At 59.9% G+C, this 17,720-nt stretch carries 19 protein-coding genes and 1 pseudogene; 19 read left to right on the forward strand and 1 reads right to left on the reverse strand.

The window, feature by feature from the left end; genetic code table 11:
• Nucleotides 1–138 precede the first annotated feature (138 nt).
• From N554_RS0108120 to N554_RS0108160, 9 genes are all read left to right on the forward strand, one after another.
• Nucleotides 139–1,380 (forward strand): acyl-CoA dehydrogenase family protein, encoded by a 1,242-nt coding sequence (locus N554_RS0108120; protein ID WP_081851170.1) that lies wholly within the window; start codon nucleotides 139–141, stop codon nucleotides 1,378–1,380.
• Nucleotides 1,381–1,451: 71 nt separating this feature from the next.
• Nucleotides 1,452–1,850: a RidA family protein gene (locus N554_RS0108125; protein ID WP_029583016.1), complete on the forward strand. Its 399-nt coding sequence runs from the start codon at nucleotides 1,452–1,454 to the stop codon at nucleotides 1,848–1,850.
• A gap of 72 nt (nucleotides 1,851–1,922) precedes the next feature.
• The gene (locus tag N554_RS0108130) at nucleotides 1,923–3,089 is read left to right on the forward strand and encodes an acyl-CoA dehydrogenase family protein (RefSeq protein WP_051677383.1); all 1,167 of its coding nucleotides are present in this window, start codon (nucleotides 1,923–1,925) and stop codon (nucleotides 3,087–3,089) included.
• 3 nt (nucleotides 3,090–3,092) lie between these two features.
• Nucleotides 3,093–4,235 (forward strand): acyl-CoA dehydrogenase family protein, encoded by a 1,143-nt coding sequence (locus N554_RS0108135; protein WP_029583018.1) that lies wholly within the window; start codon nucleotides 3,093–3,095, stop codon nucleotides 4,233–4,235.
• A gap of 30 nt (nucleotides 4,236–4,265) precedes the next feature.
• On the forward strand, nucleotides 4,266–4,721 hold the full coding sequence (locus tag N554_RS0108140) for a MaoC family dehydratase (protein ID WP_051677384.1): 456 nt from the start codon (nucleotides 4,266–4,268) through the stop codon (nucleotides 4,719–4,721).
• A 52-nt stretch (nucleotides 4,722–4,773) separates the two neighbouring features.
• On the forward strand, nucleotides 4,774–6,240 hold the full coding sequence (locus tag N554_RS0108145; RefSeq protein WP_029583020.1) for a class I adenylate-forming enzyme family protein: 1,467 nt from the start codon (nucleotides 4,774–4,776) through the stop codon (nucleotides 6,238–6,240).
• Nucleotides 6,241–6,276: 36 nt separating this feature from the next.
• Nucleotides 6,277–6,732, forward strand: coding sequence for a hypothetical protein (locus tag N554_RS0108150; RefSeq protein WP_029583021.1), 456 nt, complete (start codon nucleotides 6,277–6,279; stop codon nucleotides 6,730–6,732).
• Entirely contained in the window at nucleotides 6,729–7,106 is a 378-nt protein-coding gene (locus N554_RS0108155; protein ID WP_051677385.1) for a MaoC family dehydratase, read from the forward strand. The genes N554_RS0108150 and N554_RS0108155 overlap by 4 nt, the downstream gene beginning before the upstream one ends.
• A gap of 108 nt (nucleotides 7,107–7,214) precedes the next feature.
• Nucleotides 7,215–7,880 (forward strand): TetR/AcrR family transcriptional regulator, encoded by a 666-nt coding sequence (locus N554_RS0108160; protein WP_156041848.1) that lies wholly within the window; start codon nucleotides 7,215–7,217, stop codon nucleotides 7,878–7,880.
• Here N554_RS0108160 and N554_RS39730 read toward each other — a convergent pair.
• A pseudogene (locus N554_RS39730) lies at nucleotides 7,877–8,044 on the reverse strand (IS481 family transposase); the annotation flags it as partial. The gene N554_RS0108160 and the pseudogene N554_RS39730 sit on opposite strands and share 4 nt — an antisense overlap.
• A 100-nt stretch (nucleotides 8,045–8,144) precedes the next feature.
• On the opposite strand from N554_RS39730, the gene N554_RS0108165 reads away from it, so the two are divergent.
• The 10 genes from N554_RS0108165 to N554_RS0108215 all read left to right on the forward strand — a co-directional run bounded on the left by N554_RS0108165 (nucleotide 8,145) and on the right by N554_RS0108215 (nucleotide 17,405).
• Nucleotides 8,145–8,843: a DUF1028 domain-containing protein gene (locus N554_RS0108165; protein ID WP_051677386.1), complete on the forward strand. Its 699-nt coding sequence runs from the start codon at nucleotides 8,145–8,147 to the stop codon at nucleotides 8,841–8,843.
• 762 nt (nucleotides 8,844–9,605) lie between these two features.
• A complete protein-coding gene (locus N554_RS42910; RefSeq protein WP_029583025.1) occupies nucleotides 9,606–9,998 on the forward strand; it encodes a hypothetical protein in 393 nt (130 codons plus the stop codon).
• 479 nt (nucleotides 9,999–10,477) lie between these two features.
• Nucleotides 10,478–11,263, forward strand: a complete 786-nt coding sequence (locus N554_RS0108175; RefSeq protein ID WP_156041849.1) for a hypothetical protein — start codon at nucleotides 10,478–10,480, stop codon at nucleotides 11,261–11,263.
• Between the two features lie 124 nt (nucleotides 11,264–11,387).
• The gene (locus N554_RS38050; RefSeq protein ID WP_081851172.1) at nucleotides 11,388–11,675 is read left to right on the forward strand and encodes a helix-turn-helix transcriptional regulator; all 288 of its coding nucleotides are present in this window, start codon (nucleotides 11,388–11,390) and stop codon (nucleotides 11,673–11,675) included.
• Nucleotides 11,672–12,007, forward strand: a complete 336-nt coding sequence (locus N554_RS0108185; RefSeq protein WP_051677387.1) for a PDDEXK family nuclease — start codon at nucleotides 11,672–11,674, stop codon at nucleotides 12,005–12,007. The genes N554_RS38050 and N554_RS0108185 overlap by 4 nt, the downstream gene beginning before the upstream one ends.
• Before the next feature lie 343 nt (nucleotides 12,008–12,350).
• Nucleotides 12,351–13,022: a toprim domain-containing protein gene (locus N554_RS0108195; protein WP_029583029.1), complete on the forward strand. Its 672-nt coding sequence runs from the start codon at nucleotides 12,351–12,353 to the stop codon at nucleotides 13,020–13,022.
• Nucleotides 13,019–14,086, forward strand: a complete 1,068-nt coding sequence (locus N554_RS0108200; RefSeq protein ID WP_051677388.1) for an AAA family ATPase — start codon at nucleotides 13,019–13,021, stop codon at nucleotides 14,084–14,086. The genes N554_RS0108195 and N554_RS0108200 overlap by 4 nt, the downstream gene beginning before the upstream one ends.
• A gap of 196 nt (nucleotides 14,087–14,282) precedes the next feature.
• Nucleotides 14,283–14,852: a hypothetical protein gene (locus tag N554_RS0108205; protein WP_156041850.1), complete on the forward strand. Its 570-nt coding sequence runs from the start codon at nucleotides 14,283–14,285 to the stop codon at nucleotides 14,850–14,852.
• A gap of 14 nt (nucleotides 14,853–14,866) precedes the next feature.
• Nucleotides 14,867–15,145, forward strand: coding sequence for an HGGxSTG domain-containing protein (locus N554_RS0108210; RefSeq protein WP_029583032.1), 279 nt, complete (start codon nucleotides 14,867–14,869; stop codon nucleotides 15,143–15,145).
• Between the two features lie 181 nt (nucleotides 15,146–15,326).
• Nucleotides 15,327–17,405 carry an ATP-dependent helicase gene (locus tag N554_RS0108215; protein WP_029583033.1) on the forward strand — a complete coding sequence of 693 codons (2,079 nt, stop codon included), beginning with the start codon at nucleotides 15,327–15,329 and terminating at the stop codon, nucleotides 17,403–17,405.
• Nucleotides 17,406–17,720 lie beyond the last annotated feature (315 nt).

Genomic DNA, 17,720 nt, shown 5'->3' on the forward strand with positions numbered 1-17,720 from the left:
TGAACAGGGAGCAGCATGCAATGACGCTGACCCTCGGGTCAATACTAATTAGCGGAGGCAACAATTGATGTATGGAGGCCAAGCGATACTGTTGACTAGACAGTCAAGTCTGGTAGGAGTTGCGAACGAGCTAGGGGTATGCCGCTGGCGGACGACCCTGGAGAGTGGTGGGAGCTGTTGATGGGGGCACCATTGGACATTGCCGTGGGCTCGTACGGACTCACTGAATTGCAGCGTGAGCTGAAAGCCGGCGCGCGCGCATTTGCCCAAAGGGTATTGGCCCCGGCTGCGCAGGAAGCGGATAGGGCTGGAGGCGATTTTCCGAGCGCGGTCCTTGCTGAGATGGCCCGAGCCGGCTTCCTGGGACTGGATGTGCCCGAGGAATTCGGCGGGCAGGGCCTCGACACGCTGACCTGCGCCGCCATTCTCGAAGAGCTGGCAGGTGGCTGGTTTTCCTCGACCATCTACGCGATGAACCTTGCAACGGGACCGCTACTTGCGGCAGCGTCCGGCGCGCAGCGTGCGCGCTACCTTCCGGGGATTTGCAAGGGCGAGCTGGTGCCCGCCTTCGCCCTAACGGAGGCGACCGGCGGGTCCGATGCTGCAGCCATCCGCACGCGCGCCGTCCGTGACGGCTCGGACTACGTCATCACCGGACAGAAGATATTCATCACCAATGCGCACCGGGCGGACGTGCTGATTGTATTCGCCAGATTGGCGGGCGACGAGAGGCGCGGAAAGGGGATCTCGATCTTCCTGGTTGAAAAGGGTGCGCAGGGACTCATCATCGGGCAGCGGTTTGCGACGCTCGCGCATGGCGCGAACCCGATCTGGGAGGTGGTGTTCGACGGTTGCCGGATCCCCGCAGAAAATCTCGTGGGGATTGAGGGCGAGGGCTTTACCTATATCCAGCGGGATTTTGCGAAGATTCGCGCTGTGTACGGGTCGCGTTGCGTGGGTGTCGCGCAAGCCGCGTTCGATTACGCCCTGCAATACATCAACGAGCGCACGCAGTTCGGCCAGCCGGTGGCAAGCTTCCAGGGTATCCGCTTCAAAGTGGCCGATCTCGTTGCGAAAATTGAGGCCGCGCGCCAGCTTTCCTATCGCGCGGCGGTTGCCGCCGATGCGTTGAGTCCCGATGCTCCGGCCGCGGCATCGATGGCGAAGCTATTCGCGAGTTCGGTGGCGGTCGAGGCGACTGGCGATGCGCTCCAAATGATGGGCGGGCACGGATACATCAAAGACCACCCGTTGGAGCGCTATTACCGCGAGGCGAAGCTGTTCCAAATCGGCGACGGGACCGATCAGATGCTCCGTCTGCTGATTTCCCGCTTTGCAAATCAACGTGCGAAAGACAAGCAATCGGCGCAGCTTTTGTGATGTGCCGAGACGGCCTCCGGCATCGGCGGCCTATTCGAATGGTGTTCGTTGAGTGCTGATTGGAGGGATAAGTGCACGAGGTGATAAGCGTTCCAAATTGGAATCCCCGTTTAACCTATTCGCCCGCGGTGCGCGCAGGGGACTTCATCTACGTGTCCGGGACGGTTGCGTCGAATGAGAACGGAGAGGTCGTTCACCCCGGCGATATCGTTGGCCAGACGCGATACGTCTACGGGAAGATCGCGCGTATTCTGGGCAGTGCTGGCGTCGAACTTTCGTCAATCGTCGATACGCTCGAGTTCTACATTCCCGATCCCAATTACCGTGACACGGCAGCGGTGCGCCGCGAACTGTTCGGGGAAAAATTTCCGACGGCGACCGGCATTCCTGTCCAGTCCCTGATACGCGAAGGTGCGCTGATCGAGATCAAGGTCGTAGCCTACGCGCCTCAGCGATCCGTCCAATCATAGTGAAGGACCCGCGCCGGGGTTGCAGCGTCACCTCTGTCGACCCCTTGCACGAACACGTGGGAATGTCGTCTCATGACAATGCTGCGGCGTCTTGCCGATGACAGTATCGAGGGAGCTGGCGACGATGTCGCCATGGTTCTCGACGTCCTGGAACGCATGCTGCAGGATGGCGAGAGCCGTCAGACCTTTCGGGCTTGTCGTCAGCGTCCAGATGAAGCGCGGGACAATCGTGTCTGGAAGCTCATGTGTGAGACGGGGATCGCGCATGTCTGCTATCCGCAGGAACTCGGCGGTTCTGGCGCGTCGCTTGCCAGTGCAGTGCTCTTGGCCGAGACGATCGGGCGTCACCTGGGACCGGATGCATTTACGGCTTGCAGCTTCTTTGCCGGTGCATTCCTCAATGGACCGAACGCTTCCCAATTGGCGGCGGGGCGGGCGCTTCTCGGTGGTGATCTGCCGGTGATTGCGCTCGCGCTTCAGGATGTCGAGGCGAGCGCGCCCGCGCCACGGGCCGAACTCGCACTAGAAGGTGGATCTCGCGTCCTGCGTGGGGAGAAGCAGCGCGTCCGAGGCGCGCCGTTTGCCACGGCATTCATTGTGACGGCGTGGGACGGCGACGAGCCTGTTGCTTGCCTCGTTCCGGCAGGTGCGACCGGTGTTGACGTCACCTACACGCCGCTTTTCGATGGGACATCGGCTGCCAGGCTCCACCTGAACGGTGTGCCGCTACGCGATGAAAATGTACTGGCGCGCGGCGCAGCATGCACGGCCGCGCTGACGCAGGCGACCGAATGGACGAACGTCGCCATCTCGGCGGAACTTCTGGGGATCCAAACCACGCTCCTGGAAATGACTCTGGAGCACATCAAGACGCGACGGCAGTTCGACCGGCCCCTGGGCGATTTCCAGGTCCTCCGCCACCGCGCCGCCGACATGTTCACGTCGCGAGAGATGACCCGCGTGGTCGTCTTGGAGGCGATCCAGATGCTGCAAAGTGATGCATCGCCGCTGCACCGGCAGATCATAGCCAGCCGAGCGAAGGCGCGCGCGACGGATTCAGCCGAAAAGATCGGGCGCGAAGCCATCCAGATGCACGGAGCGATAGGCTTCAGCGACGAGTGCGACGTTGGTCTTTTTGTGAAGCGTGCACGCGTGCTTTCCCCGTGGCTCGGGGGCGTCGAGCACCATCGGCGGCGTTTTGCCGAACTGGCATCCGTGGCCGTGGGCGAGGTGGAGTGAGTCATGAACTGGATCGAAATGACGGACGAGGCGTTTCGCGATCTGCTCCGTGCATTCTTCGCCGCAAACGTTCCCAGCCATCTGCGGAACCATCCACACCGAATCCCGCGCTGGGCTGAATCGAAGGACTGGTATCTCACCCTCGCCAGCAAGGGCTGGCTTGCTCCCAACTGGCCGCGTGAGCACGGCGGCATGGGCCTCGATGCCGGCAAGCTTCTGATCTATTTCTCCGAGATCGAACGGGCGGGAATTCCACGTCTCTACGACATGGGGCTCTATATGCTCGGTCCCGTGCTGATCCGGCACGGCACAGAGGAACAGAAGCAGACCTATCTCCCGAAGATCCTCAGTGGCAAGCATCTCTGGGCACAAGGCTACTCTGAACCAGAGGCCGGATCGGATCTCGCCAACCTGCGTACGACCGCGACGCTTAAGGATGGGGAGTTCATCGTGAACGGCCAGAAACTCTGGTCAACGTTTCTCGATGACGCCACCCATATGTATATTCTTGCACGCACCAAAACCGGAACACGCAAGCAAGAAGGCATCAGTTTCATCATCGTCGATCTGGCAAGCCCGGGCATCACGCGACGGCTGATCAAAACGCTTGCAGGTCAGGACGAACTGGGTGAGGTCTTCTTTGACAATGTGCGGGTTCCTTACGAAAATCTCGTCGGGCCACTGCACAACGGATGGGGCCTTGCAAAGGATCTCCTGGAGTTCGAGCGGCTCAACAACGGCAGCCCGAAGCTTCCGCTGTCGGCCCTGAACCTCTTGACCGCCTACGGGGTGTCGAACGGCGTTCTCCAGGACCCGTGGATCAGTTCGCGCTTCACCCAGCTACGGATGGATCTCGAAGACCAGATAACGGCCTACCGCTATTTCGGTGAGCGGCTGAAGTCCGGAAAGGGCGTGGGACCCGAAGTCTCAATCCTGAAGGTCTGGTCCACCGAGACATTCCAGAGGATCGCCGATCTGTTTCTTGAACTCACCGGTGAAGAGGGCATCGAGGCCTATTGGTCCGATGACGACCCGACCGGTGCACTGCGCATGTTCTTCAATTCGCGGCCTGCTACGATTTATGCGGGCTGCAATGAAGTGCAGCGCGACATTCTCGCTAAACGCGTCCTCCAACTGCCAGGGTGAACAAGTATGTCCGGTGCAACCACGGAGCCAATGTCGACAGCTCCGATCATGCCATTGTACTTCGAGGATTACGAAGTCGGGGCGCGCTTCAAGACCTATTCGCGCACAATCACGGAGGCGGACCTCGCGATGTTCTGCGCGCTGGTCGGCTACCACATGCCGCTCTTCATTGACGAACACTACGCGCGTGAAACGCGGTTCGGCGGTCGCATCGTGCCCGGGTCTCTGACCGCGTCCTACTCGACGGCTTCGACGGAAGTACTGACGCGCTGGTCGATCATTGCGCATCTCGGGAACAGAGAGGCACGCTTCTTGGGCCCGGTACGGCCGGGCGATACGATCACGACGCATGTGGAAGTGATCGAACGATCTGATCGAGGCGAGGGACGCGGCATGGTTACCTTCCGCGACACCGTCGTGAATCAGGACGGCACTACCGTCTACACCGTTGAAAAATTGGTGATGGTGAAGAAGCGGCCGGCCTGACGCATCTGACGATCTCTCTCCAACGCGCGAAACGCACCCAGGAAACGCAGTCATGAACATCTCCGATCCCATCCGCACTCATGCATTGCGCCGGCCCCGGCACCCTGCTGTGGTGACTCGACAGGGCGAGGTGCGCTATCGCGAATTCGAAGCCGGGATCAATCGCGGCGCGCGCATGCTTCTCGACGCGGGAATCAAGCGAGGCGATATCGTGGGTGTCGCGCTTGGCGATTCGGCGGAACACATGGCGATGTTGTTCGCCATTGTGCGGATCGGCGCCGTGATCCTGCCGATCGATCGCCGCTGGACGCAAGGAGAGCTGGCGCGCATCGTCGGGCATTTCGGCGGGAGCCTCGTGCTGTGCGAGCAGGGCGATCCTGCGATCGAGGGCGTACGTAGTATGTCGGTGGAGATCCCCATCTTCGAGGAGGGGGCGGTGGAGCCCGTTCCGTCCGCCGCCGAGGGCGATGATCCGCTGATGCTGTCGCTGTCGTCCGGCACGACGGGACGGCCAAAGGGGCCGATGCTGACCCACGCGAATTACTTGCATCGGTTCCAGATCTATTTCATCAGCGCGACTTTCAACGAGCACGATCGTTTTGCTTCCACGTCACCGTTGTACTTCACCGGTAGCCGCGCTTTCTGCATGGCGATCTCATTCGCCGGCGGGACCGTTGTCCTGCTGCCGCCGCCCGTGTCGCCCGCCCAGCTGATCCAAGAGATCAACGATTATCGATGCACCGCGACCTTCGCTGTACCGACGATGTTGCGGCGTTGGATTGATCTGAATAAGGAAGACAAACTGTGCTTTCCGGCCCTGCGATTGCTGCTGCTCACCGGCTCGGCGGTCTTCCCGGAGGATTGGGAGCAGGCCCACCGCAAAGTGGCGCGCTATCTCATCAATTTCTATGGGTCGGCGGAAGGTGCGGGTGCAACCGTGCTCACCTCGGATCATCCGCCAGAGGCGATCCGATCGGTTGGCACTGTCGCTTATGGTTCGGTAGTCAGGATCGTCGACGCGCAGTTCAATGATCTTCCTACCGGCACCGAAGGGCGGATCTGCTATCGCAGCCCGGCCACAGCGCGCGAATACTTCCGTGATCCGGAACAGACGCAGAAGGCCTTCCATGACGGTTGGTATTGCCCCGGCGATCTCGGCTATCTGAGTGAGGACGGATTTCTCTGCATCACGGGCCGTGAAAAGGACCTCATCATCCGTGGGGGCATCAACATCTATCCGGACGAGATCGAGAGCATTTTAGTGACGCACCCGAGCATTTCCGAAGCCGCCGTGGTGGGACTTCCATCGCAGGAATTCGGTGAAGAGGTGGCGGCGATCCTCATTTCGGATGAGGAACTGGATCAGGACCAATTGCGAGCCTTTTGCAAGCAGCAGTTGGCGCCCTACAAGGTGCCGTCCCGCTACTATCGCTTGCAGGAAATGCCGAAAACGAGTGTGGGAAAGATCGACAAGAAAGCACTACGGATAAGCCTGCAGAACAACACGGTGCCCGGTTGAGCGGCGAGATAACCTCGAAATGAGGAAGAGCTTCTTGTGACCCATCCTTCCGAGATCAAGCCACGCGAGGGATATGCGCGGGGAACCCGCCCGAGCGAATTTATCGTCGGCACGCGTCTTCCGGCGGTCCATTTCACGGTCACGCGCGCGATCGTCGTCGACTATTGCGCGGCCATCGGCTGGAAGGTGATGCCGACCCGGGATGGCCGGCCGCTCGCACCGACGACCGTTCTCACGCTGTATCAGACCGCCATTCTTTACCGTCGCTTTCTGCCGCCCCAGGGGGTCATCCTGCGAGAGCAGGAGTGGTGGTGGAAAGGGCTAGTGTGGGCCGACGAGGACACCACGGTGGAAGCCGACGGAGAAGTAGTCGATCGCTTCGAGCGCCGCCAAAAGCAGTATGTCAAATGGGCTGTTGAATTCCGGACGAACGAGGGGCGGCCTATCGCCTCGTCTCTCTGTACCCTTTACATTCCCGGTGGTTCGTCATGACCGGCACACTTCGCAGGCAGATCACGCAGGAATCAATCAATCGATACGGCGAGCTCAACGGCGACAACGATCAACTACACTACGATGCCGAATATGCGCGCAGCCGGGGATTTGAGGGAACGATAGCACACGGCCTCATGCTGCTGGGAACGGTGACAGAACTCGCCGTCTCGCGGATGGGCTCGGCATGGTTCGAGCAAGGGTATGTCGGACTCAAGTGGATCGCACCGACGCACGCCGGCGACGAAATTGTTGTGGCCATTGACGACGCCGGCAAAATTGAGGTCTATGCGGCTGCCGGCCGCGTTGTCGCACTGGGAACTGCAACGTCAGCAGGCGGTGGGCCTTCTGATCAGACATCGGGTTCGGAATGACTGATGTTCTGTTTTGCGTCCTGCAAGGCGTAATCGGCGCTCGCACTGGCTATAGGGAAATAAACCTGTTATCCACCCGTGCTGAATGCGCCCTATGAGACGTTCAGCATGAGCATGGATGCCAGCGAGTGGATTGCTGCCGATTCGCCACGGAAGCGAGACGAGATTTTGCGTAGTCTCGGCGCTTACCTGCAGCGAACCAGGCTTTCGTCGCTGACGATGCAAGACATCGCCGACCAACTCAACATCAGCAAAGGCAGCCTCTACAACTACTTCAAGAGCAAGCAGGACATCATTTTTCATTGCCATATGAAGGTGATGGAAATGAGCTTGGCGGCGCTGCGAGAAGCGAAGCAGGCCGGCGACTCGTCGGCAGCCCGTCTCCAGATCCTGCTGGAGAAGCATATTCGCGGCATGACCGATGAAGTGTATGGCGGAGTGCTGTTGCTGCCGATAGACGACCTGGATGCCGCACAGCGCCGCAAGTACATTGGATTGCGCGATCAGTTCGAGCGCGGCGTGCGCAAATTGATCGATGACGGGATCAGGAGCGGCGAATTTCGTCCGATCGATGCCAGAATAGCATCGCTTGCGATTCTTGGTTCGATCAATTGGCTACCGCGATGGTACCGCTCCGACGGGCAACTGACGCCCAGTGAAGTAGCGGCGCAATTTGCCAGCCTTTTCGTGCATTCGCTCCTGGCCGACAATCATCGTCCCCCAACAGGGATTGCGCGGCGGAGCAGGGCACGACCTAGGCAGGCTGCGGGCTAGGTGTGCAGTCCCGGCATTTGATGGATTGGATCGAGGATGAATCGATCCGGTTCTCTTGTCCGGCTTTTGCAGATGTATTCGTAGGGCGTGAGGCCCTTAAGGGTCTTGAGCCGGCAGGCGAAGTTGTAGGTGGTGATGAAGTCGGCGAGGTGCTGGCGGAGCTGGTACTAAATTCATATTCAAGAGGTATTGCATCGCCGCACTATTGGATATGCATCGAACATCAAGGGCGCGAGAATTGCGTAAGCTGACTGGGAGGATCGATTGACGTTTTCAATTTTAGCTTTCTGCGAGGAGAGTGGAAAAATCGGCGTAGGCCAATCGACGGGAACCCCAGCGATTGGCAATCGCACTTTTCGCATCTTTCCAGGGCGGGGGGTTTTCACAGTCCAAGCAGGGCATAATTTTTATCAACGGGAACTCGCCGCCGCGCTTTTCGAAGCTGGATGGGGCGCTCAGCGCATCATCGACGCGCTCGATGCGGCAGATCCCTATTCCAACCAGCGGCAGGTTGCCGTCTTGAGAGTGACGGGTGATATCGCGGTCAGAACCGGCTCAAAGGCGTTTAGCTGGAATGGGCATCGGGTGGGAGAAAACTACGTCGTCGCCGGCAATGCGCTGGTGGGTCCAGGTGTCGTCGATGGAATGGCGGCAGCTTTTGAAGGTGGCGAAGGCGAGGAATTAGAAGATCGATTGCTCCTCGCGATCGAAGCTGGGCGCGATGCCGGCGGTCAACCCACAGGGCAACGCTCTGCTGTTCTGCAGGTCTTCAAAGATAAAGCCTATCCGCTGTTCGATTTGCGTGTTGATATCAATCAGGAGCCCGTCGCAGAGCTCCGCAAGGGCTTCGATTGGTACCGCCCTCTGGCTCAGCACTATGCTGAGTGCTACGAGGCGGGCACCATCGCGAAATATCGGGACCACCTAACGTCCATCGGATGGCCGACAAGCCCCAGCTTCTGAATATTCCCTTTCAAGAATCTGCATCCTGCTTTGCTGCGCAAATGATGGCGAGCGCGCAAGCATGTCCAATTCGCCACCATTCAAATCGAACAACCGCCGGAGCAAGGCCACGTCCGCAAACGGATTCGTCTTCACCGCAGGATAGACCGCAGAAGACCTGTCAGGCGACACTACAGTGCAGACCAAAACGTTTTGACGCAGGTCGACCGCCATCTAGGTCAGTCCGGTACTTCAAAGGACAATATCGTAAGCGTGATTATTTGGCTCACTCGCCGGCGACGCGAGAACAGCCGGCCCGAAGAAGCCCGTCTGGACGGTTGCACGTTTGAATTGCGAGATGCGCCAGAGATGCTTCGCCTCGCGTTGTTCGTTCCCGTTCCTCAACGAGAATTCCCCGATGAACTAGTAAATACAGTCGACCAGCTAACGCGCTGTTTTTGTTAGATCTTCCGTACAGTAGCGAACAGAGGAGAACAGTATGATGGCGGAAGGGGTGTCCTCCACATGATATTGATATAATGGGACTTTTGTGCGGTTTTCAGCTGTTCTCCACGCGCCTCTCCACGTTGCCAGTGTGAAACTCGGAGAATGGAGGTTGGCGGCATTAAGTCAGGCGTCAGACTTCGGAAGCCTGCACAGCTCCAGAAGACCGGATGAAGGCGGGTGGGGAGCATCGCGTACCGTTGGTGCCGTGCTGCCCCGAAGCCAGCCGGTGGGCACCGCCATCGATCTTGCGTTCGCTGGTCGCTCGGACAAGAGACCATGCAACTGGTGCTGCTCATGAACACGCCGGCACTGAATAAAGAGCGCAGCTTCCGGTCAGCGTTCCGGGACTGGGCGTCGGAGCGGACCAATTTTGCCCGCGAGATTTGCGAGGCGGCGCTCGCGCACATCGTAAAGGACAAAACCGAGGCTGCGCATCGGCGTGGAGACCTGTTCAACCGGCGACGCGAATTGATGGTGGCGTGGGCTGCGTTCGTTGCAGCACAAAGTACAGTAATTGCCCACGTACGATCCGCTCGATTTAAAAAGCCCAACTTCAGATTGCGTCGGAGTTTTCTCGTATTATCGGTAAAGTTGATTGCCGTGAACGGCGCCACAGAATTGACGAGCAAAAACATCCGGGTATGGGTGATCTTATCCGACTTCCGATAAAACCAAAGTTTGAGAGCCAAGGTTGCAAACAACTTGCGATCGAATCTTCGCTCCCAAAAAAATTGACCTGGCGCGCGTCCGGCATAGTTTAGCACCGTGTCGTGAACGCCTAGGGCATCTGTTCTGCCTTACTTGACCAACAGGCCCTGGGTCGGCGGCAGGTTTTCACATCGTTGAGCAAAAAAACGCTGAAACAAGCGAACGGGAGAGTCATGCCCAAATCTCATCGCAACATCAATCCGTTGGCGGACGATGGATTCGTCGGCCCCAGGACCATCCTGGCTCCGACCGGACCGCTGCTGGCAACAATCACCGATCCGATCGCATACCTGATCCGGCGCAAGTTTTACCGGAGGGAGACCGGACTGGAATGCTTCCGGACCGATCGCCTGGTGGGCATGGCGCCTGAAGCCGAACGCAAGGCAGTCGAGGCGTACCGAAGCGAACTTCAGGCTAGGCGGCCTGAGGAAGTATCGGCGTTGGTCGAAGCCGAACTCGCGCGCGAAGCCTCCGAGGAGGAGCCGCAAGCTCAACAGGCAGATCAGGACCGTTTCTTCAACCTGCCGGGCGCCAACGCCGATCTCACACACTGGAGCCGGGCGATGATCTGGTCATTGGAGGGTGCCGTTGCGCTATCGTTCGGCAAAAACCCCGACGTTGTCACTTGGAAGCGGGTCAAGCCACATCTTCAGTTCTCGCCGTTTGCCACCGAGTACCGCCACGTACTGGAGCTGGCCTACGACGCGCGGGATAGCGGGCTGTTGGACCATTTCGTCGAACCTGGCCTTTTTATCGCTTGGGCCAAGCGGACTGGCATCCCTTTCCCCGCGGACCTCGAACGTGCGGTTATCGCGGAGGAGCTTGAGACGGTGAATTGGCAGGCGAAGTATTATGAACTCGTGTATAGTTCCGACGCGCGCGAGCAAGAAGATCGGGCTATCAAAGAGCGCCGGCGCGCCGCGATTGACGAATTGACCCAGCGCTGCGTCGACCTCGCAAACCAGCTTGCAGCGGCTATGAGCCCCTTGCGTACCGAGCCAGTCAAAGCGACGGAAATCGGAACGCGGGAGCGCGACACCTTGCTCAAGCTCGTGATCGGCATGGCCGTGAAAGGGTACGGCTACGACCCGGACCAGCAACGGAGCGGCACGGTGCGGGAGATCGTCAGTGATCTCGAACTCGTGGGCGTGGCTTTAGATGCCGATACGGTCCGGAAATGGCTCAGACGAGCTGCTGGCCTTCTGTCTCGCGAACAACCCGAATAGCCCAATCGCGCTAACCGAAGACGGTCAGTGGTAACCGAATTCGGTTAGGGCTTAACCGAGTTCGGCCACCGCCCGACCTGCACTTCATAGACCGGCACCGTCATCAACCAGACGGAGCCAATCCATGACATCCCCTGCTGCTTCCCCCAGGACAGCGTTTGCTGTCTACCCCAAGACGGATGTTGCTGCCACTTCGCCTGAGACGGCTTTCGTTGCCGCTTTTCCCAAAACGGGTTTTGTGCGGCTCGCATCCATCTTAGCACCGCGCGGCCCGATCCCGGTCAGCAAGTCGACCTGGTGGGCCGGCGTCAAGTCCGGCCGCTTTCCGAAGCCGGTGAAGCTGGGCGACCGTATCACCGTCTGGCACGCTGAGGACATCCGCAAGCTGTTCGAGCCGAGGGCTGTCCAATGAGCGGACGGGGGCATCGCCGCAAGGGCGATCGTATCGAGCGCGAAATCGTGGATCGGCATCGCGAATTGGGCATTCACGCCGAACGCTACCCGCTGTCGGGCGCGAGCCGGTTCCGCGGCAGCGGCCACGACGTCGACATCTACCTGTTCGGCATCGATCAGGCGCCGATCAAGGCGGAGGTGAAGGGGCGCAAGAACGGCGCCGGTTTCGTCAGCTTGGAGAACTGGCTCGGCGACTACGACGCGCTGTTTCTGCGCAAGGACCGCACCGATCCGATGGTGCTGATCCCGTGGCGCGTGTGGGCGCACCTTGTTGAACGGGTGCGCCAGTGACGAGCTTGTGCATGGAGTTGATCGAGGCGGGGCGGGTGGTCGCTGTGGCCAAGTTGACGGCCACCACCGATGGCGTCGCGCTGACCGTCGCGAAGGTTGCTTATGGCGAGGCCGCCCTATGATGCCTCTCACCATCGATCATGCGCGGAGCTTAATGCATGGGCGGTTTGGCCAAGCCGACGCACCGTGCCCTGCTTGCGGTCCCCTGCGTCGCAGCGCGACAAACCAGAAACGGCGCACCATGAGGCTGTGGTGCGCCGATCCCAGCTTCATAACGTATCACTGTGCCCGGTGTGGCGAGCATGGCTTTGTGTCTGGGAGTGACACCTCGCCTGCGAAATGGATGTCCAGCGCAGACGTGGAAAAAATCCGGGCCGATATAGCTGGGCGCGACGCGGAGCATAAAGCCGCCCGGCGGCTGAAAGCTCTGGGATTATGGCGCCGCCGGAAGCCTATCGCGAATTCGCCGGTTGAATTTTATTTGCGCAACGCCCGCTGCTATCGCGACCGATTTCCCGCGACGATCGGATTTTTGCCGGCGTTGGGCGATTTCACGCCGGCGATGATCGCCGCCATCGGCATCGCTCACGAGACGGCGCCCGGCGACATCGGAATTGCCGATCAGGATCTTCGCGGTGTCCACGTTACCTCGTTGATCGAAGACGGATCGACCAAAGCCGGCACCGGGCGAGATAAGATCATGATCGGGCACTCTATCGGTTCGCCGATCATGCTGGCGCCGCCAAATGATTTGCTTGGGCTCGCAATCACGGAAGGCATCGAAGATGGCCTGAGTGTCCACGAAGCGACTGGGCTCGGCGTCTGGGCCGCTGGCTCCGCGTCGAGAATGCCGGCGCTTGTTGAGGCCGTTCCCGCCTATATTGACTGCATCACCATCGTTGCCGATGGCGATGATACCGGCTGCGACAACGCTCAAAAGCTCGCCGCTGCATTGGCTAATCGTTGTTGCGAGGTTCGCATTGTCGTGCCGTCCGCAAATCGGAGGGCATCATGAAACCGTTAGATGCCAACGCGATTGCCAGCGAGCAAGGAATTGATGTCCTTCACCAAGCTCTGGACGCGCCTGTCCTTCGGCCATCAGCCCGCAGGTTCACGCGCACGAGCACGAACGTCATCATGGCGACGACATACCCGCCCCTGCGGTCGGTCGTGCCCGGCTATGTATACGAGGGTTTCACGGTGCTGGCGGGACGGCAGAAGCTCGGTAAAACGTGGCTCGCCATCGACTGGGCATCGGCGGTGGCGACCGGCAGAATTGCGATGGGTTCAATTCCGTGCGAGCTGGGCGATGTCCTCTACATCGACATGGAGAACGGACCGCGGCGCATTCAGGGCCGCATTAAAGCGCTGTTCCCCAATGAGCGCGACAGGCCCAACCTGTCGCACCTCGAATGGGTGACAGAGGCGCTGCAACTGGATCAGGGCTTTATCGATGAGCTTGAGAGGTGGCGCGCCTCGGTGCAAAAACCCACGCTGGTGGTGATCGACGTGTTGCAGCGGATCAAGCCCCCCGGCAGCCCGGCGAGGAACGCCTATGAAAACGACTACTCGGCCTGGGCGCCGTTGCAGCAGTGGGCTACCGAAAATCGGGTCGCGGTGCTCGGTCTTCACCACACCAAGAAGGGCGGTGCCGAAGATCCGCTTGAGGCGTTATCCGGCTCCAATGGTCTTTCGGCCTGTGCCGACACCACCATTCTTCTCGACCAAGACCAGAACGGCCGCACGCTGTACGTCCGTGGTCGCGACGTAGAGGAAAAGGAAACGGCGGTGATGTTCGCCGGCGGCTTATTTTCGATCCTCGGTGAAGCGTCGGAAGTGCGTCGATCGGACGAGCGCACGGTTATCATCGCGGCACTCACAGATAACGGCGAAGCCATGACGCCGGCCGAACTCGCGGCAGCGCTCGGCAAGCAATCGAACAATATCAAGCAGTTATTGTTTAAGATGGCGAAAGCCGGTGAAGTCTACCGCGTAGGTAGGGGCCGGTATTGGGTAGAACCGTCACACCCCCATAACCCTGATAACCGCGGTAACCGTTCGGGCGACGATGGTGACTGATCGTCAACCGGTTATCGGGTTATCGCGGTTATCGGTCTTTTGGACAATTGCTGCGTGAGTTCAGCCGCAGGTCCGCATCAGTGAACACGAACAAATCCGAAGGCGAGATAGGAAAGCGACCGACATGAAGTCCAGGATACGAGGCGGCGATGCCGCAAGGGCCGCGGTAGCGACGACGGAGCGCCTGCCGATCACGTTGCAAGCGACCGATCTGGTAGGACCATTTCTACCTGCACCCGATGACGGCCAGCGCAGGAAACCGCCGCGGGTCCGAAAACCGTCCGCGTCTCACGACGTCATTCAGGCGCCGTCGGCCGACCTCGAAACCCACCGCGCCATGTTGCAGGCCACGTTTGGGACGCTTTCCGAGGAATTTGCCGACACCATGATGGGCAAGATCATCTCCGGTCTGCGCCCCAACGCCTACGACATCCTTGGCGAGGCGACCCTCAACGCGGCCCTCGCCACCGTCGCGTCATTGAAACCGGAGTCGGAGATCGAGGCCCTCATGGCCGTGCAAGCCGTCATCGCCGGCTTTTCGGCGCTGCGCATGTTGGAACTCAGCCAGCGGCATTTGGGCGAGGTGAACATCACGGTCTACGGCGGTTATGCCAACCGGCTCCTCAAACTCCAGAACGACCTGCTGCAAACTCTCAACCGGCATCGGCGGGGAAACAGCCAATCGATCGTGGTCAAGCATGTGCATATCCACCCCGGCGCACAGGGGGTGGTCGGAATTGTAAATCGGGATGAAGGCCAGCGGTGAGGAGGAAGCGAAACATGACCGACAACCCCGTGCGTCCGGTTGACAATGGAACGCTGTCACAAGCCGGCCGCTGCGGCGCCAAGACCAGATCAGGCGCGCCCTGCAAGTCAGCGCCGGTCACGGGCCGACGACGGTGCCGGATGCACGGTGGCGCAGACGGCAGCGGTGCACCAAGCGGCAGCAGGAACGGCAACTACAAGCACGGACGCTACACTGCGGAGGTTGCCGCCACGCGCCGTTGGCTGCGCGAGGCCACTCATATGCTCCGGAAGCTGAACGAGAGCGCCGGCTGACAATCGAAACTACGAGAGCCCAACACCAGGCAGAATATTGTTATGACACGAAAAGACTGGCCGGCAGATCCGGCTGAAACATGGGGCTCAACTCAATGATCATGAATCGCGTCGGGATGCTCGTTGCGAACGACCCAGGAATCCGAGATCGTCAAGTCCCAATTAGCAGAGTGATTCGACCATGACGCCGGCCTCGGCTTACCTTGAAAGCCTCAATGCTCAACAGCGCCGCGCTGTCGAGCATGGCGTCACCGAACCGAATTGTACGTCCGGTGGTCCGCTTCTGGTCATTGCCGGCGCCGGTTCCGGCAAGACCAACACCTTGGCGCATCGAGTAGCCCACCTGATTGTCAACGGTGCCGATCCGCGGCGGATTCTGCTCATGACGTTTTCGCGGCGAGCGGCGGCCGAAATGACAAAGCGGGTTGAACGGATCTCGCGGAACGCGATGGGTGACAAGGCCGGCGTGATGACCGATGCGCTGGCGTGGGCGGGGACGTTTCACGGCATCGGGGCACGCTTGTTGCGCGAATATTCCGACCAGATCGGGCTCGATCCGGCTTTCACCATCCATGATCGCGAAGACGCCGCAGACCTCATGAACTTGGTGCGGCACGATCTTGGTTTCTCCAAAACCGAACATCGATTCCCCACCAAGGGAACGTGCCTTGCGATTTATTCCCGTTGCGTCAATGCCGAGGTCGCGATCGAGGAGGTTTTGGGCACGTCCTTTCCGTGGTGTTCAAGGTGGGCCACCGACCTCAGGCAGCTGTTTGCCGCCTATGTTGAGGCGAAGCAGGGCCAGAACGTGCTCGACTACGATGATCTGCTGCTCTACTGGGCGCAGATGATGGGCGACCACGCTCTTGCCGACGATGTCGGCGGCCGCTTCGACCATGTTTTGGTCGATGAATACCAGGATACGAACCGGCTGCAATCATCCATCTTGTTGGGTCTCAAGCCGACAGGCCGGGGGCTCACCGTAGTCGGCGACGACGCACAGTCGATCTATTCTTTTCGAGCCGCGACGGTACGGAACATCCTCGACTTTCCCGACCAGTTCAGCCCGCCGGCCAATATCATCACGCTCGATCGTAACTACCGATCAACGCAGACCATCCTGGGCGCGGCCAACGGCGTCATCGGTCTGGCATCCGAGCGGTTCACCAAGAATCTCTGGACAGATCGGGCGTCCGGCCCTAGGCCACAGCTTGTCAGTGTGCGCGACGATGCCGATCAAGCACGGTTCATCGTCGAGCGCGTGCTTGAGAACCGCGAGGCCGGCACACTGCTGAAGCAGCAGGCTGTGTTGTTTCGGACCTCAAGTCACAGCGGACCGCTTGAGATTGAACTAACCCGCCGGAACATTCCCTTCGTCAAGTTTGGCGGGCTGAAGTTCCTTGACGCCGCGCATATCAAGGACATGCTGGCACTGTTGCGCTTCGCCGAAAATCCCCGTGACCGCGTTGCCGGCTTCCGGCTGTTGCAACTGCTACCAGGCGTCGGGCCGACCTCAGCGCAGCGCGTGCTCGACTTCATAGCGGAGGCCGCCGACCCCCTCAGCGAGGTCGCTAATGCGCCGGTGCCGCCTCGGGTTGGCGGCGAAGATTGGAGAGCCTTTGTCACGACCATTTGGGATTTGCGTGCAGGTCGTGCCGGTTGGCCCGCCGAGTTGGAGCGCGCTCGGCTCTGGTACGAGCCGCATCTGGATCGCATTCATGAAGATGCCATGGTCCGCCGTGCGGATTTGATCCAGCTCGAACAGATCGCTTCCGGCTATCCCTCCCGCGAACGGTTTCTTACCGAGCTGACGCTTGATCCACCGGATGCCACCAGCGATCAGGCCGGCATACCCTTGCTCGACGAAGACTATCTAATCCTTTCGACGATTCATTCTGCCAAAGGCCAAGAATGGAAATCGGTGTTCGTGCTCAACGTGGTCGATGGCTGTCTGCCCTCCGACCTCGGCGCCGGGACGTCTGCCGAGATCGAAGAAGAGCGGCGACTTCTATATGTGGCCATGACGCGCGCCAAAGACGATCTACATCTGATTGTGCCGCAGCGGTTCTTTACCCTCGGCCAGAACGCGCAAGGCGATCGACACGTCTACGCCTCGCGAACCCGCTTCATCCCCGAAGGCTTGCTCGGCCTGTTCGATAGGACAAGTTGGCCACCTGTTGCGGTCGGCGCTCCGGCGCGTGCGGCGAGCCAAGGGGCGCGCATCAACGTCGCTGCCCGTATGCGCGGGATGTGGCGGTGAGTAACCTCACGGGGTCACGGCTCGCAACAACGTTACGATCGTTACGGGCGTAACGCGACTGAACTGGCCGCCGAAGGTGTCGAATGCACGGCGGCGCAGACGGCAGCGGCGCACCAAGCGGCAGCAGGAACCGCAACTACAAGCACGGTCGCTATACCGCGGAGGTGGCTGCCACCCGAAGGTGGCTACGCGAGGCTCCTCATACGCTCCGCGAGCTGAACAAGTGATCCGAATGAAAACCGAACCCAAAGGAAACATTCTAAAGTGACTGATACGACCTATAATCTCAACGGCGGCTTCAAACCACGATCAAGC

It is taken from the genome of Bradyrhizobium sp. URHD0069 (assembly GCF_000701345.1).
Taxonomy (GTDB): Bacteria; Pseudomonadota; Alphaproteobacteria; order Rhizobiales; family Xanthobacteraceae; genus Bradyrhizobium.